Origin of the sequence: Tistrella bauzanensis (assembly GCF_014636235.1) — a bacterium.
GTDB lineage: Bacteria > Pseudomonadota > Alphaproteobacteria > Tistrellales > Tistrellaceae > Tistrella > Tistrella bauzanensis.
This window is the reverse complement of sequence record NZ_BMDZ01000082.1, coordinates 1-17662: the sequence shown is the minus strand read 5'-3', so window position 1 is coordinate 17662 and position 17662 is coordinate 1. Positions and strand designations below refer to the sequence as shown.

Below are 17662 nucleotides of genomic sequence, written 5' to 3'. Positions count from 1 at the left end.
CACCTCACCCGAGGGAATCAGCCCCGCAGCGCGGGGGCAAGCGGACATCGACAGGGTTGGAGCCCATTCTGCAACAGGCTCTTTATCGACGGCCATTTCGCCGAATCGATCGATCTGGACCAGATCGCGGCGGTTGCCGGGGTCTCGCGGTTTCATCTCTGCCGGTGTTTCGCCGCGGCCACCGGTGTGACGGTTATGCGCCGGCTGCGACATGTCCGGCTCTATGCCGCGGCCCGGATGCTGGCCGGCGGCGCGCACGATATCCTCACCGTCGCCATCGATTGCGGCTATGGCTCACATGCCGCCTTCACCCACGCCTTCCGCGACCGTTTCGGCATCCCGCCCGAACGGTTCCGCGCCGATGCCCGTCTCCGACCCTCGGCCATCTCGCTTCAGGAGCCCTATCCGATGCAGCCCGTCATCCTTGAAGACCTCACTGCCCCGCGGATCGAAACCGCCGGTCTGCTGGTCATCGCCGGTCTGTCCGACAGTTACGACGCCGGCAATGTCGCCACGATTCCGGCGCTCTGGCAACGCCTCATGCAGGACTATGGCCACTTGCCCGGCCAGATCGGCGGGGTCAGCTACGGCGTCTGCTACAATGGCGACGGCCAGGGCCGGTTCGACTATCTGGCCGGGATGGCGGTCGAGAGCGCCCGCGACCTGCCGGCCGGTCTTCAAACCATCTGCCTGCCCGCGCGCCGCTATCTGGTGTTCGCCTGGCCCGGCCACATCTCGCAGATCCGCGACGTCGTGCACACCATCTGGAACAAGGCCCTGCCCGAGCGCGGCATCACCCCTGCCGCCGCCCCGGATTTCGAGCGCTATCCCGAAAGCTTCGACGGCCGCACCGGTGATGGCGGCTTCGAGATCTGGATTCCCCTGGCTGACTGATCCGGAAGGGCCGGCTCGGGGGCGAGGCCCGGCCCGGCCCGCACCTCTACCGCGCGCGCGTCCAGCGCCTCGCCGCAGGCCTTGCAGGCGAGCACCGGTTCCACGTCATGGCCGCATGTCCGGTGGCGGTGGAGCATCGGCGGGCCGGCCTCGCCCGCGTAATGCATATTGCCCCAGTGCACGATGCCCATGATCACCGGATACAGATCCAGGCCCTTCTGTGTCAGCCGGTATTCGTGGCGCGGCGGCCGGTCCTGATAGGCCACGCGCCGCAGAACCCCTTCATCGACCAGCGTCTTCAGCCGGTCGGTGATGATGGTACGCGATATGCCCAGCCGCTCCTGGAACGCCTCGAACCGGCGCACGCCAAGAAAGCAGTCTCTGAGCAGCATCAATGTCCAGCGGTCGCCGATCACCGCCACGGTGCGCGCCACGGAACAGGGCTGGTCCTTGAGGTCATCCCATTTCATGACCGGCAGTCTTTCATTGACGGCGCCCGGATTCAAGGCGAAGTTCGTACAGAAACTGGACGAACACAAGAAGGCCCTATCCGGCCCCGCACAGGAGGATGCGCCCCATGACCACACCAGCCACCACACCATCCGATACCGCACCGCCGACAACGAAGGGCGCCTGCCTGGTGATCGGCGCCGGCGTCGGCGTCGGCAGTGCCATCGCCCGCGCTTTCGCCGATGATGGTTATGACGTCTGCGTCACGCGGCGGGCACGCAATCTGGATCAGGTGGAAACGCTGGCCGCCGAAATCCGCGCCGCCGGCGGCCGCGCCCATGCCTTCGGTGTCGACGCCCGTTCCGAAGACGAGATGGTGGCGCTGGTCGACCGGATCGAGGCCGAGGTCGGACCGCTGGAGGTGGTGGTGTTCAACATCGGCGCCAATGTGCGGTTCGGCATCCGCGAGACCACGGCCCGCGTGTTCACCAAAGTGTGGGAGATGGCTTGTTTTGCCGGCTTCCTGGCCGGGCGGGAAGCGGCACGGGTGATGGTGCCGCGCGGCCGTGGCACCATCCTGTTCACCGGCGCCACCGCCAGTGTCCGCGGCCGCGACGGCTTCGCCGCCTTCGCCGCCGCCAAGCACGGCCTGCGCGCGGTGGCGCAGAGCATGGCCCGCGAGCTGGGGCCGCTGGGGGTTCATGTCGGCCATGTGGTGGTCGACGGCGCGATCGATGGCGCCTTCACGCGTGAGACGCGGCCCGATGTCGAGGATCTTCTGGCCAGCGACCAGATCCTGAAGCCCGAGGACATCGCCCGCAACTATGTCTGGCTGCATCATCAGCCGCGATCCGCCTGGACCCACGAGTTGGACCTGCGCCCCTGGTCGGAAACCTGGTGAGGAGACATCGATCATGACCCGGACCATTGATTTCATCTTCGATTTCGGCAGCCCCAACGCCTATCTGGCCTGGAAAGTCCTGCCTGGTATCGCCGAACGCACCGGCGCGACCATCAACCTGATCCCCTGCCTGCTGGGCGGCATCTTCAAGGCCACCGGCAATCAGGCGCCGATGGCCAGCTTCGCCGGCGTGAAAGGCAAGCTGGAATACGAAGCGCTTGAAACCGACCGCTTCGTTCAGAAGCACGGCCTGCATGCCTATCGCTTCAACCCGCATTTCCCGGTCATTACCCTGATCGCCATGCGCGGCATGATCGCGGCGCAACATGCCGGCGTCGGCGATGCCTATCTGGAGGCGGTGCTGAAGGCGATGTGGGAAGACGGGCTGAAGATGGACGATCCGGCCGTGTTCGTGGCGGCCCTCGATGCCGCCGGCCTCGACGGTGACGCCCTGCTCGCCGCCACTCAGACCCCGGCCGTGAAGGCGGAACTGGCCGCCAACACCGAGGCCGCGGTCGCCCGCTGCGTCTTCGGCATCCCCACCTTCTTTGTCGGTGACGAGATGTTCTTCGGCAAGGAACGGCTGGGGCAGATCGAAGACCTGCTGGCGGCCGGCTGACGCAGCGTACCGGTTGACCGGCATCAATCGACCGGGTGACCGGCCAGAATCTCCGGCACCCGGGTGATGATCATGTCCAGAAAATGCGATGCCGCCGTGCTCAACGACCGTCGGTCGGGAAAGATCGCATAAATCGATGCCGAGGGCGGTTGCCAGTCCGGCAGCAGCCTGACCAGCCGGCCGCTGCGGAAATCCTCGACGCAGGGGCCGGTCGGCACCGGGGCGACACCGATACCCTGACGCATCGCCTCGATCAGCGCCGAGAGATGGGTTGTGCTGAATCGGGGTTTAAAGTCGACGACCCGCGTTTCCGCGCCACGCTGAAGGGTCCAGCGCCATTTGCGCGACACGGGCCCGAAGCCCAGGCAGTCGAGCCGGGCCAGATCGCCAGGATCGGCGATCGGCCCCGCAGCCGCCATCACCTGGGGATGTGCCGCCAGCGTATACGGGCTGACCAGTATCCGCCGCGCCACCACATCCAGATCCGGCAACCGCCCGAAAGCGCCATAGATCACCAGATCGGCCGACACCTGACGCGGATCGGCGATCGCGGCGGTTTCCTCCAGATGCAGGCGGACGCGCGGCGCCTTGACGGCAAATTCCGCGACCAGACGCTCGATCATCAGCGTGCCCAGAAGCGGCGGGCAGATCACGTGCAGCGTGCCTGTGGGCGCCGCCCCCGCGCGCTCCGCCATCTCGAACAGCTTGTTCGTTTCATGCACCGCCCGCGCGCATTGGGCATAGCAGTCCCGACCGAAGCTGGTCAGCACGAAGCGCCGCGCATCGCGATGAAACAATGGCACGCCGAGGCGCTGTTCCAGATCGTTGACCCGCCGGGCAAGCGTCGATTTGGGCAGGCCGAGTTCGCGGGCCGCCGCCGAGATTCCGCGATGATCGACGATCGCCTTGAACACCTGAAGCTCGTCATAGGAGCGCATATCGTTCCATATCCTGGCCGTATTCGTTCCGAATATAGGACAAAAACCCTTCGAAATGAATGCTACCGTTCACGAAACAGAAGAACGGGGGCCGATGAATGCCGAAAACAGGCGATCCACGAAACCATGTTGTCGACACGCCGCTGGGGCCGATATCCGGCCGCGAAGTTGATGGTGTGCGCATCTTCCGACGGCTGCGCTATGCCATGGCACCGACCGGGAGCCGCCGCTTCGCGGTGCCCGAACCGGTCGCACCCTGGGACGAGCCGGTCGATTGCACCGAAGACGCTGTCATTCCGCCGCAGCATCCGTCGCGGCTGGAAAATGTGATGGGCGCCTATCCGGCCCCGCAGGATGAAGACTGCCTGCATCTGGACATCTGGTCGCCCATCACTGCGGATGGCAGCACCCCGGTTCTGGTGTTCCTGCATGGCGGCGCCTTCATGACCGGGGGCGGGTCGATGACCTGCTATGACGGCGCGATCCTGGCCCGCGAGACCGGGCTCATCGTCATCACCGTCAGCTATCGGCTGGGGGCACTGGGCTTTCTGCCTGTCGACGGCATCGCCCCCGCCAATCTGGCTCTGCGCGACCAGATCGCGGCCATCGGCTTCATCCGCCGCATCGCGCCGGGCATGGGCGGCGACGGCGATGCCATCACCCTGATCGGCCAGTCGGCCGGGGCCTACACCATCGCGCTGATGCTGACCATGCCGGATGTCCGGCCGCTGTTCGCGCGCGCCGTGATGATGAGCGCGCCGCTGGGGCTGACCCTGCCCAGAATGGCCGACATGGCCCCCATGGCCGGCTGCTTCCTGTCCGCTCTGGGCGTGGCGCCGGGTGATCGCGCGGCGGTTTGCGCTCTGCCGGTCGCGCGTATTCTTGCCGCACAGCTCGATCTGGTGCGTGCAGCCGCCATGACCCCGGGCAATATCGCGCCGCCCTTCGGACCGGTGATCGACGACGACCTTGTCATCGGTGATCCGGTTGCGATCATGCGGGCGGGTGGCGCCGGCGCGCAGGATCTGATGCTCGGCACCACCCGCGAGGAAATGGCCGCGTTCTATGTCGATAACCCCGCCCTGAGCGGCGCCGCACCGCAGGTGGTCGAGGCTGCTTTCGCCCGCCGCTTCGGTGCCGGTGCCGCAGACGCCCTGACCGCCGCCGCCGCGCATCGGGCGCCGGCCTGCCCGCTCGCCCTGCTCGGCGATCTGGAAGGCGATCTCCTGTTCACCGCGCCCACCCGCGATGCCGCCCGCGCCCATACCGATCATGGCGGACGCGCCTATCTCTACAGCTTCGACTGGCAATCCCCCCGGCCCGATATCGGCGCCTGCCATTGCCTGGATCTGCCGTTCCTGTTCGGCACCTGGGACGTGATGTCCGGGGCACCGATGCTGGCCGGTGCCGCGGCCGACGAGATCGCGCATCTCGGCCACATCTTCCGCATGACGATTGGCGCCTTCGCCCGGAACGGCACCCCCGACCGTCCCGGTCTGCCGCACTGGCCCGCCTTCGGGCCGGCGGCGACGACCCTGCATGTCGACCGGAAGATCACGGTCACCTGCGACGTCCCGATGACGACACCAGCCTGACCAGCCGTCGGCATCTGCGGATGCCGGCTTGCAGCCAGTCCGCGCGTCAAGCTCCAGGGGAGGGGCATAAAATGACCACACTGAATGATGTGGCACCGGTCAGCACCGGTCCGAAGCGTTTACGAGTTCTCGGTCTGTGTTTTCTGGTCGTGCTCCTCGACGGGCTCGACACCACGTCGATCGCTTTCGTCGCACCGGTGCTCGCGCATGACTGGGGCCTGCCCCATGCGGGCTTCACCCCGGCATTCGTGGCAACCAGCCTTGGCGCTGCGCTGGGCTACATGCTCAGCGGCAAACTGAGTGCCCGCCTCGGCATCCGCGGGGCGAGCAGCCTGACCATCCTGCTCTTCGGAGCAGGCACGCTCGCGACTGCCGCCGCCTGGGACATCGCATCGTTGAGCGTGCTGCGGCTCGTGTCGGCAATCGGGCTGGGCGGGGTATTGCCGATCGCCATTGCCGCCGCCGCCGCGGCCTTCCCGGCCCGTCACAAGGAAACCGTCACCATGATCGTTGCCAGCGGCCTGTCGGCTGGCGGTGTCGCCGGCGGCCTGATCGGCGGGCCGCTGATGCGGGATTTCGGCTGGGAATCGGTCTTCGTGGTCGGCGGCGTCGCGCCGCTTCTGGTTCTGCCGTTGTTTCTGAACATCCTGCCACGTGCGGTGCCGGAGCCGGCCCAGCGCCGGGCCGGGTCGGTCGGCGCGCTGTTTCACGGCCCGCTCGCCATGCGCACCAGCCTGCTCTGGAGCTTTGCGTTCCTCATCTTCCTGGTCGCCTATACCCTGGTCTTCTGGATCCCGACCCTGCTTGTCGATCTGGGCTTCGCGCCGCAGATGGCAGCCCTTGGTGGTGCCGCCTTCGGGATGGGCGGATTGATCGGCAATGTCGTGATCATGACCCTTGTCGGCCGGGTCGGAATCAACCGTCTGCTGATGGTCTCGACGGCACTGGCCATGGTTCTGATCCTGATCCTCAATCAGATGACGATCCAGAGCGGCCTGACCTTCCTGCTGATCGGCGGCCTGGGCGCCGGGCTGATCACCGGCTGCGTCGGGCAGGCGGCGCTGGCGGTTTCGCAATATGGCGGCGACCTGCGCATCACCGGTGTCGGCTGGTCTTCGGCCATCGGTCGGATCGGCGCGATTGTGGGCCCCGCTGTCGGCGGCATGTTGCTCGCCATGGGCTATCGGGCGCAGGAGGTCATCGTGACAGCCCTTCTGCCGGCGGCCATCGCCATCCTGATCCTGGTCGTGATCAGGGTCCGACGCTGACCCTGCTGCCCGCCGCCCGGCCCGATATCGGATCGGCCCGATATCAGACCGGCTGGCGGCTGCGGATCACCGTGCGAATGGCAAAGCTCGACTGGATACGGGCAACCCCGGGCATGCGGGACAGCACCTCCTTGTGGATACGCTCATAGGCCGCGGCATCGTCGGTCTCCACCCGCAGCAGATAATCCGACAGCCCGGTCATCAGATAGCATTCGCGCACCTCCGGGCAGCGGCGCACCGCCATCTCGAACCGGTTCAGCACCTCTTCGGTCTGGCGCTCCAGGGTGATCTGCACAATCACCACTGTCGGCTCCTCGTCCGCCGGCACGTCGATCAGCGCGGTATAGCCGCGGATCACGCCCGATGTCTCCAGCAGCCGCAGCCGCCTCAGACAGGCCGATTGCGACAGGCCCACCGCCTCGGCCAGCCGCGCATTGCTCATCCGCCCGTCCTTGCGCAGCAGCCGCACCATGCGCTCGTCGATCTGGTCCAGCCGCATTGCCATGATACGCGAAGCCCTTCGCAGAAAATTGTGCAGAGGGTTCTATCCTCGCTGATCCTGTCAGGGAATGGCCAAGACAATCGGCGCGGCCCGGCCGGCCATATCAGCCGCGATTGATCGAGACGCCGCCCTCCACCAGCATCGCCGTGCCGGTGGTGAAGCTTGAGGCATCGCTGGCGAGATAAAGCGCGGCGCGGGCGATCTCGACCGGCGCCGCCAGACGTTTCAACGCATGCAGCCCCTCGACGAAGCCGCGCGCCTCGGCGGTCGCCGTGGCGGCACGCCCCATCTCGGTGTCGGTGCCGCCGGGCAGCAGCGCATTGGCCCGGATGCCCTTGGGGCCGAATTCGGCGGCGATCACCTTCACCAGCCCGATCATGCCGGCCTTTGCCGCCGCATAGGCGCCCATGCCGGGGAAGCCCACCGTGTGGCCCACGAAGCTGGACGTCATGATCAGCGAGCCGCCGCCACGGGCGAGCATGGCCGGAATCTGGGCGCGCGCGCCAAGGAAGGCCGCGGTCAGATTGGTGTCGATGACCATGTGCCAGTCGTCGTCACCAAGCGCCGTCACCGGCCGGTTCGGGCCGGTGGCACCGGCATTGTTGAAGGCGATGTCCAGCCCGCCGAAGCGGCTGGTCGCCATCGCCACCGCAGCCACCGCCAGAGCCGGATCGCGCACATCGCCGGCGATGGCGACCGCTTCGCCGCCGGCCGCGCCGATCTCGCCGACCAGCCGGTCGAGTTCCAGCCGGCGACGCGCCACCACCACCAGCCGTGCACCTTCGGCCGCGAACAGCCGCGCCGCCTCATATCCGATTCCGGCACTTGCGCCGGTGATGATCGCCACTTTTCCGTCGAGAGTCTGCATTGGATGATCCTGTCGCCGGCCCCGCCCGATCCCGGCCGGGGCCCGTTGATGAGGGGCCCAGGATCGTCAGTCCGGCACCCTCCGGCCATCCGCTGGCAGCCATCATATTCGCCGGATCTGCCGGATAAATCGGACATGACATTTTCTGCCGTTTCATTCGCAAAAAATTGCGTTTCGAACTTTAAATCCAATGATCCTGCGACAGATCGGCAAGACAATCGGCGATCATTGTCCATACGCTGTATTGAGCGCCGCCCCCGGCCGTGCCACCCGCCGACCGAAAGTCCTGAACCGATGAATGTGCGTGTTCAAGCAGCCCTGCCCGACCGGGACGCCCGCCTGCACACACCCCGTGCGGCCGGCGACGCCACTGCCGCCGCACGCGCGGGCGGCCTGCTGACCGTCGATCTCGCGGCACTGGGCCGCAATTACCAGAGCCTCCGGGCCATGCTGAACGGCCGGGCCTGCGCCGCCGTGGTCAAGGCCGATGCCTATGGTCTGGGCGCCGCGGAAACCGCGCCGGTGTTCTACGACGCCGGGTGCCGGCATTTCTTTGTCGCTCATCTCGACGAGGGGCTGGCACTGCGCGATGTCCTGCCCGATGACAGCGCGATCATGGTGCTGAACGGGCTGATGCCCGGCGCCGAGGCCGATTGTGCCGCGGCGGGCCTGGTGCCGGTGTTGAATTGTCTGGAACAGGTGGCCGGCTGGTCGGCCCATGCCCGTCGTCTGGGGCGCCGCCTGCCGGCCTTCATCCAGATCGACACCGGCATGTCGCGCATGGGCCTGCCCGAAGCCGATCTCGCCCGTCTGGCCGCCGCCCCCGACCGGCTGGACGGCATCGTCATCGAGGCGGTGATGAGCCATCTGGCCTGTGCCGATGAACCCGATCATCCGGCCAACGCGGAGCAGCTCGCGAATTTCCGCGCCCGCCGCGCCTGGCTGCCCGATGCGCCGGCCTCCTTCGCCAATTCGTCGGGCATCTTCCTGGGCCCCGACTATCATTTCGACATCGCCCGCCCCGGTGCGGCGCTTTATGGCCTGAACCCCCAGCCGCATCTGGACAATCCGATGCGGCCGGTGGTGCGGTTGCAGGCCAAGGTGGTGCAGTTGCGCGACATCGCCCCCGGTGCCCATGTCGGCTATGGCTGGCGCTTCCGCGCCGAGCGGTCGACACGGATCGCCACCGTGGCGGTCGGCTATGCCGATGGCTGGCTGCGCAGCCTCAGCGACCATGGCGCGGTGTGGATGGATGGCATCCGCCTGCCGATCGCCGGCCGGGTGTCGATGGACAGCATCACCGTGGATGTCACCGCCATCGCGCCCGACCGTATCCGCCCTGGCAGCCTGGTCGACCTGATCGGTCCCGATCAGCCGGCCGATGCGGTGGCGGCGATGGCCGGCACCATCGGCTATGAGGTGCTGACCAGCCTGGGCGGACGCTATCACCGCCGGTATGTGGCAGGCTGACGGCTCGCCCCCTTCGTCCGCGCCGTCCACGCACCTCATGATCCCCGCATTCCTTCTTCCAAGGCGCTGCCGGTGTTGCCGGTGCCGCCACGAACCAAGACTGGGCAATCACGTGAAGATCATCATCCTTGGAAGCGGCGTTCTGGGTGTCACCTCGGCCTATTATCTGGCGCGCAACGGCCATGAGGTGACGGTGGTCGACCGCCAGCCGGCAGCGGCGATGGAGACCAGCTTCGGCAATGCCGGCGAGGTGTCGCCCGGCTATTCCTCGCCCTGGGCCGGCCCCGGCGTGCCGATGAAGGCGGTCAAATGGCTGACCATGGAACATGGGCCGCTGAAGATCCGCCCCAAGCTGGACCCGAAGCAGTGGCTGTGGATCGCCCGGATGCTGGCCAACTGCAACAGCCGCAGCTATGCCGTGAACAAGGCGCGCATGGTGCGCATCGCCGAATACAGCCGCGACTGCCTGAAGGATCTGCGCGCCGAGATCGGCATCAGCTATGACGAGCGCGCCCTGGGCACGCTCCAACTGTTCCGCAAGCAGTACCAGCTTGACGGTATCGCCGGCGACATCAAGGTGTTGCAGGAAACCGGCGTGCCTTACGAGGTGCTGGACCCGGCCGGGTGCATCGCGGTGGAACCGGCCCTGGCGCGGGTGCGCGACAAGATCGTGGGCGGCCTGCGCCTGCCCGGCGACGAGACCGGCGACTGCCACATCTTCACCCAGAACCTGGCCGCCGAAGCTGTGAAGCTGGGCGTCACCTTCCTCTACGACACCACCATCAAGACACTGGATGCGGGCGGCGACCGGATCACCGGCGTCGCCACCAGCCGGGGCGTGCTGACCGCCGACCACTATGTGGTGGCGCTGGGCAGCTATTCGCCGCGGCTGCTGAAGCAGGTGGGCATATCCGCGCCGGTCTATCCGGTGAAGGGTTATTCGCTGACCATCCCAATCACCAACAGCCAGATGGCGCCGGTGTCGACGGTGATGGACGAAACCTACAAGATCGCCATCACCCGCCTGGGCGACCGTATCCGCGTGGGTGGCACCGCCGAGCTTGCCGGCTTCGACCTGACCCTGCGCGATGGCCGACGCCAGACCCTGGAGCATTCGGTCACCGATATTTTCCCTGAGGGTGGCAACGTCGCGGCTGCCAGCTTCTGGTGCGGCCTGCGCCCGATGACACCGGATGGCACCCCGATCATCGGCCCCACCCGCTATCGCAACCTGCACCTGAACACCGGCCACGGCACGCTGGGCTGGACCATGGCCTGCGGGTCGGGCCGGGTGCTGGCCGATATGCTCTCGGGCCGCGCGCCCGATATCGACACCAGCGATCTGGGCATCAGCCGCTACGCCGCCTGAACCGCCATCCGCCATCGACTGTCCGGCCTGGTTCCGATCCACCTCCGGTCCGGCACGAGAACGCCCCCGCCGCATGATCCGCGACGGGGGCGTTTTCGCATCGGCGATCCGCGTCAGGCGACCTTCACCTCTTCGATGAAGCGGGCGACATCGCCCTTCAGCACATCGGCGCGCTGGGCCAGGCTGCCGCCGGCGGTCAGCACCTGGCGGCCGGCGACACCGGTGCGGCTGGCCTCGGCCGAGACCTTGACCACGGTTTCGGCCACATCGCGCGTGCCATTGGCGGCTTCCGAGATGCTGCGCGAGATTTCCGAGGCCGCCGCCGCCTGCTGTTCCACCGCCGAGGCAATGGTTGTGGCGATGGCGTCCACCTCCGACACCCGCCGGCCGATGCCGCCGATCGCCTCGACCGCCGCATCGGTTTCCGACTGCACGTTGCGGATCTGGGCGGCGATCTCGTCAGTGGCCTGCGCGGTCTGGCGGGCGAGGTTCTTCACCTCGGCCGCAACCACCGCGAAACCCTTGCCGGCCTCCCCCGCCCGCGCCGCCTCGATGGTCGCGTTCAGCGCCAGCATGTTGGTCTGGGCGGCGATGCCGTTGATCAGGTCGACCACCCGGCCGATCCGCTCGGCCGCGTCGACCAGCCCGTGGACCGTGCCGGCGGTGGCTTCCGCCTCGCGCACCGCCAGCGCGGTGATCCGGGCGCTTTCGGTCACCTGCCGGCCGATCTCGCGGATCGAACTGGTCAACTCATCGGTCGCGGCGGCGACCGTCTGGACATTGGCCGATGTCTGCTCGGTCGCGGCCGAGGCCGAACCGGCATGGGCATTGGTCTGTTCGGCGATGCGGGTCATCTCGCCCGCTGTGGCCTCAAGCTCGGTCGCGGCATTGGCCACCTGATCGACCAGTTCGCCGATCTCGGCATCGAAGCCGCGCACCAGCCGTTCCACCCGGGCCGCGCGGGCGTCGCGGGCCGCCTGATCGGCATCATGCTCGGCCTGAAGCCGCCGGCGCTCAAGGGCGTTGTCGCGGAACACCTCCAGCGCGCGGGCCATCTCGCCAAGTTCGTTGCGGCGGTCGGTGCCCCGGATCTCGACATCGGTGTCACCATCGGCCAGCCGGCGCATCGCCCCGGTCAACCTGCGCAGGGCATATGACAGGCTGCGCGCGTTGAGCGTGCCCGAGCCCGCGACCAACAGGGCCAGAAACCCCGCCCACAGCGCATTGCGGCGGATCGCGGTCATCATCTCGCTGCGCATGTCGTCGACATAGACGCCGGACCCGACCACCCAGCCCCATTCCGGGATCTGACGCACGAAGGCCAGCTTTTCCACCGGCGCCTCCTGACCGGGGCGCGGCCACATATACGATACGAACCCGGCCTTGTCGGGACCGGATGCCGCACGCACCATGTCGCGGAAGATCAGGGCGCCGGTCGGATCCTTGAAATTGCCCATATCCTGGCCGTTCAGGGCCGGATTGATCGGATGCATCACCATCTGATGCCCCGTGTCGTTGACCCAGACATATTCGCTGTCGCTGAACCGCATCGCGGCCAGTGCCCGCAAGGCCGTGGTCTTGGCCTGCTCAACGGTCGCAGGCGTGCTCTGCCGCCGTTCGGCGTCGATGATCGAGGCTGCCGCCTCGACCTGCGACCGCACCACCGCCTGCTTGTCGGCCAGCATCTCCGCCCGCTGATCGAAGGCGGTGATCATCGCCAGCGTGCCCAGCCCCAAGACCGACAGGCCCACAATGACCGCCAATCTGAGACCGATGGTTGCGTTCCTGACGCGGGGAAGAGTGATCGCCATTCTGCCAGCTTTCCCAATCTGCCGGTCCGGTGCGCCCGAAGGCGCCGGTCGGTCTGTTTTTGATAGGCGCGACGTTGATACAGGGGGCGGTTGATCGTCGGACCGGTCCCCTCTGCATCACGCAGGTGTTCCCAACTGAAGCGTAATGCGGCGCAGGTGACGATTCCTTGATCTGGGCCAAACCGTGGCGGCCCGGGGCATCAATCGGCTGCGGCCGAATGTCGCAATCCGGTGGAACAGGCCAGCTTGTGCGCTTCCCCACGTCGGGCGGTGGCGGTGGCATCGTATTCTGATCGGGTCGCGACACCGGCTCGCCAGAGCCCAATCCCATCCGGCCAATGTGCCGCCCGCTCGACGAGGACGAGATCGATGAAACTGCCCACCAGGATCGGCGCCGCCTGCGCCCTTGCCCTGACCCTTGCCGCCGGCATCGCCGCCTATGGTCCCGATGCCCTGGCCCAGAGCGATGTCATCGAGGAACGCCAGGATGGTTTCCAGGCGATCCGCAAGCAGCTCGGCGCCGTGAAATCCACGGTCGAGAGCGGCGGGTCCGGCCGATGCGGTGGTAGCACCCGCCGAGGCGATCGCCGCCTATGCCGCCCGCATTCCGGGCCTGTTCCCGCAAGGGTCCGAGACCGGCGGCGACACCAAGGCGCTGGCCACGGTCTGGTCCGACCGCGCGGGCTTCGAGGCCCATGCGCATGATCTGGAGACCAAGGCGCTGGCACTGGCCGAGGCCGGGCGCGGTGGCGACATGGCGGCGGTTGGTGCGGCCTTCGGCGCGGTCGGCAAGAGCTGCGGCGCCTGCCATCAGGATTATCGCGGCAAATAAGGCGGATCCGTTCTCGGAACGACGAAGCCGGCGGCATCACCCGATGCCGCCGGCTTCCTGTCTTGCCCGTCGGGCGTGGCGACCGGATCAGCCGGGGCCGAACACCAGGATCGCCGCCACCACGGCCATGCCCGCCGCCAGCGCCAGAATGGCCAAAGTGGTCGATCCCTGCCGATGGGGCAGTGGTGCCACCTCCACTGGCGAGACCCAAGGTTTGCGGCCGGTGATCATCGGCCAGACCAGATTCTGGCGGCGGATCACCCAGTACAGCAGCACCGCCAGCACATGCAGGCCGATCACCCAGGGCAGCACCGCCCCGATCAGCCGGTGAAGGCCGGTCAGCATGATCCGGGTGTCATAGGACAGCATCTCGCCCAGGGGCCCCACGAACAGGATGTCGTCATCGGTGAACAGGCCCAGGACCGCCTGAACGCCCAGCAGGCCCAGCATGATCAGCACCATCCAGCCACCGGCCGCATTATGGCCGGCTTCGGGCGGGGCGGTCGGATGGTCGCGCAGCTCGCGCAGATGCAGCGCCACCGCAGTCGGTCCGCGCACAAAATCGCCGAAGCGGGCATGGCGGCCGCCGATCACCCCCCAGATCAGCCGGAACACCACCAGCGCCAGGATCGACAGGCCAAACCAGACATGCAGCCAGCGCGGCCCCTCGCCGGTCAGCCAGGCACCGATGACGGTCAGGGCCAGCAGCCAGTGAAACAGCCGGGTCGGCAGATCCCAGACCATGGCGCCGCGTGGGCGGGGCGGGGCGTCGGACATGGTGATGGCTCTCCTGAAAGATGGGCACCTGACGGCCGGTGCTGACCGGGCATGGCCGTCACATCGGCGATTACGATGCCCGTCCACCGCCCCGGCCCGCAAGCCTGCATGCGCGCCGGCCGGCGGTTCCGGCGCCCGCGCCGTGACCATTGCCACGCCAGGGTCACAGCCGCGGCCGGCACCGATGGTTGTCGGCGCGGCGGGGCATCATACATCAGGGGACGTGGTCGCGCCTCAAGCCGCGGGCATCCGCCACCGACACCACAGAAAGGTTCCCCGATGAAGATCCTGATGGTTCTCACCTCGCATGACACCCTGGGCGACACGGGGAAGAAGACCGGCTTCTGGCTGGAGGAATTCGCGGCCCCCTACTACACCTTCCGGGATGCCGGCGCCGAGGTGGTGCTGGCCTCACCCAAGGGCGGGCTGCCGCCGCTCGACCCGAAAAGCGACGATCCGGACGCGCAGACCCAGGCCACGCGCCGCTTCAAGGCCGACGAGGCCGCGCGCGCTCTGCTCTCGGCGACAAAGAAGCTGTCCGAGGTCAAGGCGGATGATTTCGATGCCGTATTCTATCCGGGCGGCCACGGGCCATTGTGGGATCTTGTCGACGACCCGCACTCGATCGCGCTGATCGAGGGGTTCACCGCCGCCGACAAACCCATCGCCGCGGTCTGTCACGCTCCGGCCGTGTTCCGCAATGTCCGCAGCAGCACCGGTGAGCCGCTGCTCTCGGGACGCCGGGTCACCGGGTTCAGCAACAGCGAGGAAGAGGCGGTCGGGCTAACCGGCGTCGTGCCCTTCCTGGTCGAGGATATGCTGGTCGGCGCAGGCGGGCGCTATGAACGCGCCGCCGCCGACTGGCACCCCTATGCGGTGGTCGATGGCAAACTGGTCACCGGCCAGAACCCGGCATCCTCGGCGCCGGCCGCCGATGCGGTGCTCCAATTGCTGCGCGCGGGATGACGTCCCTTGTCCCCGAACGACAGATGAGCAAGGCAGCGCCCCTTCTGTCCTGGCATCATGCTATATCGGGCATGGTGCCAGGACAGGGCGTGCGATCGGCGGACGCCGACGGCCGGCGTCCGCGTTCAGCTGGGCCGGACCGGGAAGTAGCCGTTCAGGCAGATGCACATGTTCAGCGTCAGAAACGGCTGGCGATTCTCATGTGCCTGGCCCTGGCCCGAGACGTCCAGGGTCCGCTCGTCCAACTCCACCAGCGGCGGCGCGCTGGCCGGCACCGGCGCATAGGCGGCGGCGCTGATGGTGCGGCCGAGCATGGTGCTGCTGGACGGCGTCAGCGTGCCACCCGTGCCCACGGTCTGCACCAGCGCGGTCGCGGTGTGGGTATGGACCGGCAATTGCGAGATGCTGAGGGTGATGGCTTCGGTGCCGAAGCTCTGGGCAACGGTGCGCGGTGTCAGCCCGGTGCCGGTGCCGCTCCCCATCGGAGCCTGCCCTTGAAGATTGGGCAGATTGAAATAGTTCTGGCCCAGATTGCCGCCATAGATGGTGCCGATGACGGCGGCCAGAGCCTGATTCTGCTGAACCGAGACCTGCTGGCCGATGCAATAGGCCCAGTCCTGCGGGGCGAACGCGAAGGCGAAGGCGCGGATTTCGCCATAGAACGGATCTGCCATGATCGCCTCCTGTTACGGCCGGACGGGGTAACTGCCCTGAAGGGCGATGATGAAGTTGATCACCAGTGTCGGCATCAGATTGTAGTGGGCCAGACCAGCGCCTTCCGACCCGATCATCTCTTCCGCCATCGAGCCGGTATTGCTCGCCGGAGTGCTCACTGGGGCCGTGGTGTTGAAGACGCCGGAAAAGGTCGGAAACGATGGTGTCGGAACATTGATGCCCAGCATCAGCCCCTCTGGCGCCTCGGATGTCGACGACTGGGTCACCGCCATCATCGCGTGGCTGTGGGTCGGCATCGTCGCCTCGGTCAGCGTGACCGTCTCGGTTCCGAACTTCTGGCCGCGCGGGTGGTTGATCGGCATGCCCGGCTGCTGGCCCGCATGCACCGCCAACCGGCCACGCAGGTCGGGCAGTGCGAAGTTGGTCACGCCGTCGCCACCATAGGTTGTCCCCAGCAGCGAATACAATGCCTCATTGCCGGAGATGGTCAACACCTGCCCGGCGCACAATGCCCAGTCCTCCGGGGCGTATGGGCCGGCAAACATTCTGATTTCGCCAAGAAAGCCATCCATTGTGGATTATCCTGCTCCATGAAGATCACGCGGCCGGCCCCATCTTCCGGGGGCGCGGACCGAAGGAATCCGCCGCCTCACGACCGCGGCGGCCACAGGCCCTGAGTCGCGATGCAGTAATAGAGGGCCAGGCTCGGCTGTTCATTGGCATGCGCGCCACCACCGCCCGCCGTCGCCACGGCCTCTGGCCGCAAGGCCACCAGAGACCCGCCGCCGGACGGTGCCGGCACATAAATCTCGGGACCATCCGTCGACCCGGTCACGATGGTATTCGCCAGCGCATTGGTCATGCCTGTCGTGCTCGTTGGGAATGGCAGCGTCGCCTCGGAACTCAGCGCCCACGCGCCATGGGTATGCGGTGGCATGGTCGCGGTGGTCAGGGTGACCGTCTGGCTGCCGCCAGCCGTGCCCATGTTATAGGTAAAGCCGTTATGAGTGCCTTGACCAATGGGCACACGCCCCCGCAGGTCCGGCAGATTGAAGTTCTGCCCCGACGTGCCACCATAGGTGACCCCCAGAAGGGCGGCCAGCGCCTGATACTGGGTGACCTGAAGTAGCTGACCCTCACACGGCAACCAGCCACTCGGTGCGTACCCAAATGGAAAAATGCGGATTTCTCCGAGAAACGGATCCATCTTCGGCTCATCCTCACGGGGTGGACGTTATTATCGTCATTGCCAGCATATATCGTTGCCAGAAGATCACCTGCGCGACCATCGTCCGATCGATGGCGATCAAGGCACATTTACATACCGGCACGCGACTGTCGCCGCTAATCCATCATGGCAATATGTGCCGGAATTCGCAAATGCAATTACATCTAAACGTTGCATCTTGTAATTGATAACAACCGGAAAATTAATGTTCGAGCGCGCAAGCGCGCAAAGGAGTTTAAGACATCGCGCACGCGACAGTTGCCGCACATCACGGTGAATTATAGCTCACTCAATCATCCAGCCACGCTCAACCACGGCGGCGCACCCACAGATAATAAAGACCACAGGCATGTCAACCACACGCGGCCCGGCCGGCTAAGCGCAAGAGAGGGTGGTAAAGGGCCCATGTGTCGGTGGCTGAGAGCCCAACCGAAAATTATGTTGAGTGATTTCAGCGGCTTGTGATTCTCTGTGGTTTGCGAAGACGACGGAGGATCGT

At 66.7% G+C, this 17662-nt stretch carries 18 protein-coding genes; 9 read left to right on the top strand and 9 right to left on the bottom strand.

Annotated elements, in window-relative coordinates:
• Positions 1 to 84: 84 nt before the first annotated feature.
• Entirely contained in the window at positions 85 to 894 is an 810-nt protein-coding gene (locus IEW15_RS22335; protein ID WP_188582150.1) for an AraC family transcriptional regulator, read from the top strand.
• Here IEW15_RS22335 and IEW15_RS22330 read toward each other — a convergent pair.
• Positions 825 to 1364 (bottom strand): winged helix-turn-helix transcriptional regulator, encoded by a 540-nt coding sequence (locus IEW15_RS22330; protein ID WP_188582144.1) that lies wholly within the window; start codon positions 1362 to 1364, stop codon positions 825 to 827. The genes IEW15_RS22335 and IEW15_RS22330 overlap by 70 nt on opposite strands.
• Before the next feature lie 107 nt (positions 1365 to 1471).
• On the opposite strand from IEW15_RS22330, the gene IEW15_RS22325 reads away from it, so the two are divergent.
• Together IEW15_RS22325 and IEW15_RS22320 are read left to right on the top strand one after the other, a co-directional pair.
• Positions 1472 to 2245, top strand: coding sequence for an SDR family NAD(P)-dependent oxidoreductase (locus IEW15_RS22325; protein WP_188582142.1), 774 nt, complete (start codon positions 1472 to 1474; stop codon positions 2243 to 2245).
• A 13-nt stretch (positions 2246 to 2258) separates the two neighbouring features.
• On the top strand, positions 2259 to 2864 hold the full coding sequence (locus IEW15_RS22320) for a 2-hydroxychromene-2-carboxylate isomerase (RefSeq protein ID WP_188582140.1): 606 nt from the start codon (positions 2259 to 2261) through the stop codon (positions 2862 to 2864).
• A gap of 23 nt (positions 2865 to 2887) precedes the next feature.
• On the opposite strand, the gene IEW15_RS22315 is transcribed toward IEW15_RS22320, so the two are convergent.
• Positions 2888 to 3802 (bottom strand): LysR family transcriptional regulator, encoded by a 915-nt coding sequence (locus IEW15_RS22315; RefSeq protein WP_188582139.1) that lies wholly within the window; start codon positions 3800 to 3802, stop codon positions 2888 to 2890.
• Between the two features lie 98 nt (positions 3803 to 3900).
• Here IEW15_RS22315 and IEW15_RS22310 point away from each other — a divergent pair, with 98 nt between their 5' ends.
• Both IEW15_RS22310 and IEW15_RS22305 read left to right on the top strand, forming a co-directional pair.
• A complete protein-coding gene (locus IEW15_RS22310) occupies positions 3901 to 5397 on the top strand; it encodes a carboxylesterase/lipase family protein (RefSeq protein WP_188582137.1) in 1497 nt (498 codons plus the stop codon).
• 71 nt (positions 5398 to 5468) lie between these two features.
• Positions 5469 to 6665 (top strand): MFS transporter, encoded by a 1197-nt coding sequence (locus IEW15_RS22305; protein WP_188582135.1) that lies wholly within the window; start codon positions 5469 to 5471, stop codon positions 6663 to 6665.
• A 43-nt stretch (positions 6666 to 6708) separates the two neighbouring features.
• On the opposite strand, the gene IEW15_RS22300 is transcribed toward IEW15_RS22305, so the two are convergent.
• Both IEW15_RS22300 and IEW15_RS22295 read right to left on the bottom strand, forming a co-directional pair.
• Positions 6709 to 7164: an Lrp/AsnC family transcriptional regulator gene (locus IEW15_RS22300; protein WP_188582148.1), complete on the bottom strand. Its 456-nt coding sequence runs from the start codon at positions 7162 to 7164 to the stop codon at positions 6709 to 6711.
• Between the two features lie 106 nt (positions 7165 to 7270).
• Positions 7271 to 8035, bottom strand: coding sequence for an SDR family oxidoreductase (locus tag IEW15_RS22295; RefSeq protein ID WP_188582133.1), 765 nt, complete (start codon positions 8033 to 8035; stop codon positions 7271 to 7273).
• Positions 8036 to 8329: 294 nt separating this feature from the next.
• On the opposite strand from IEW15_RS22295, the gene alr reads away from it, so the two are divergent.
• Together alr and IEW15_RS22285 are read left to right on the top strand one after the other, a co-directional pair.
• Positions 8330 to 9505 (top strand): alanine racemase, encoded by a 1176-nt coding sequence (alr, locus tag IEW15_RS22290; RefSeq protein WP_188582131.1) that lies wholly within the window; start codon positions 8330 to 8332, stop codon positions 9503 to 9505.
• Between the two features lie 112 nt (positions 9506 to 9617).
• Entirely contained in the window at positions 9618 to 10874 is a 1257-nt protein-coding gene (locus tag IEW15_RS22285; RefSeq protein ID WP_188582129.1) for a D-amino acid dehydrogenase, read from the top strand.
• Between the two features lie 113 nt (positions 10875 to 10987).
• On the opposite strand, the gene IEW15_RS22280 is transcribed toward IEW15_RS22285, so the two are convergent.
• Positions 10988 to 12685, bottom strand: coding sequence for a methyl-accepting chemotaxis protein (locus IEW15_RS22280; protein WP_188582125.1), 1698 nt, complete (start codon positions 12683 to 12685; stop codon positions 10988 to 10990).
• 562 nt (positions 12686 to 13247) lie between these two features.
• On the opposite strand from IEW15_RS22280, the gene IEW15_RS22275 reads away from it, so the two are divergent.
• The gene (locus tag IEW15_RS22275; protein ID WP_188582114.1) at positions 13248 to 13517 is read left to right on the top strand and encodes a cytochrome c; all 270 of its coding nucleotides are present in this window, start codon (positions 13248 to 13250) and stop codon (positions 13515 to 13517) included.
• Between the two features lie 87 nt (positions 13518 to 13604).
• Here IEW15_RS22275 and IEW15_RS22270 read toward each other — a convergent pair whose 3' ends face one another.
• A complete protein-coding gene (locus IEW15_RS22270; protein WP_229708519.1) occupies positions 13605 to 14294 on the bottom strand; it encodes a cytochrome b/b6 domain-containing protein in 690 nt (229 codons plus the stop codon).
• Positions 14295 to 14573: 279 nt separating this feature from the next.
• Between IEW15_RS22270 and IEW15_RS22265 the strand changes: the two genes are divergently transcribed.
• On the top strand, positions 14574 to 15260 hold the full coding sequence (locus IEW15_RS22265; RefSeq protein WP_188582112.1) for a type 1 glutamine amidotransferase domain-containing protein: 687 nt from the start codon (positions 14574 to 14576) through the stop codon (positions 15258 to 15260).
• Positions 15261 to 15385: 125 nt separating this feature from the next.
• On the opposite strand, the gene IEW15_RS22260 is transcribed toward IEW15_RS22265, so the two are convergent.
• The 3 genes from IEW15_RS22260 to IEW15_RS22250 all read right to left on the bottom strand — a co-directional run bounded on the left by IEW15_RS22260 (position 15386) and on the right by IEW15_RS22250 (position 17142).
• Positions 15386 to 15934, bottom strand: a complete 549-nt coding sequence (locus IEW15_RS22260) for a phage tail protein (protein WP_188582110.1) — start codon at positions 15932 to 15934, stop codon at positions 15386 to 15388.
• Positions 15935 to 15946: 12 nt separating this feature from the next.
• Positions 15947 to 16507, bottom strand: a complete 561-nt coding sequence (locus tag IEW15_RS22255) for a phage tail protein (protein WP_188582108.1) — start codon at positions 16505 to 16507, stop codon at positions 15947 to 15949.
• Positions 16508 to 16584: 77 nt separating this feature from the next.
• Entirely contained in the window at positions 16585 to 17142 is a 558-nt protein-coding gene (locus tag IEW15_RS22250) for a phage tail protein (RefSeq protein WP_188582106.1), read from the bottom strand.
• Between the last annotated feature and the right edge of the window lie 520 nt (positions 17143 to 17662).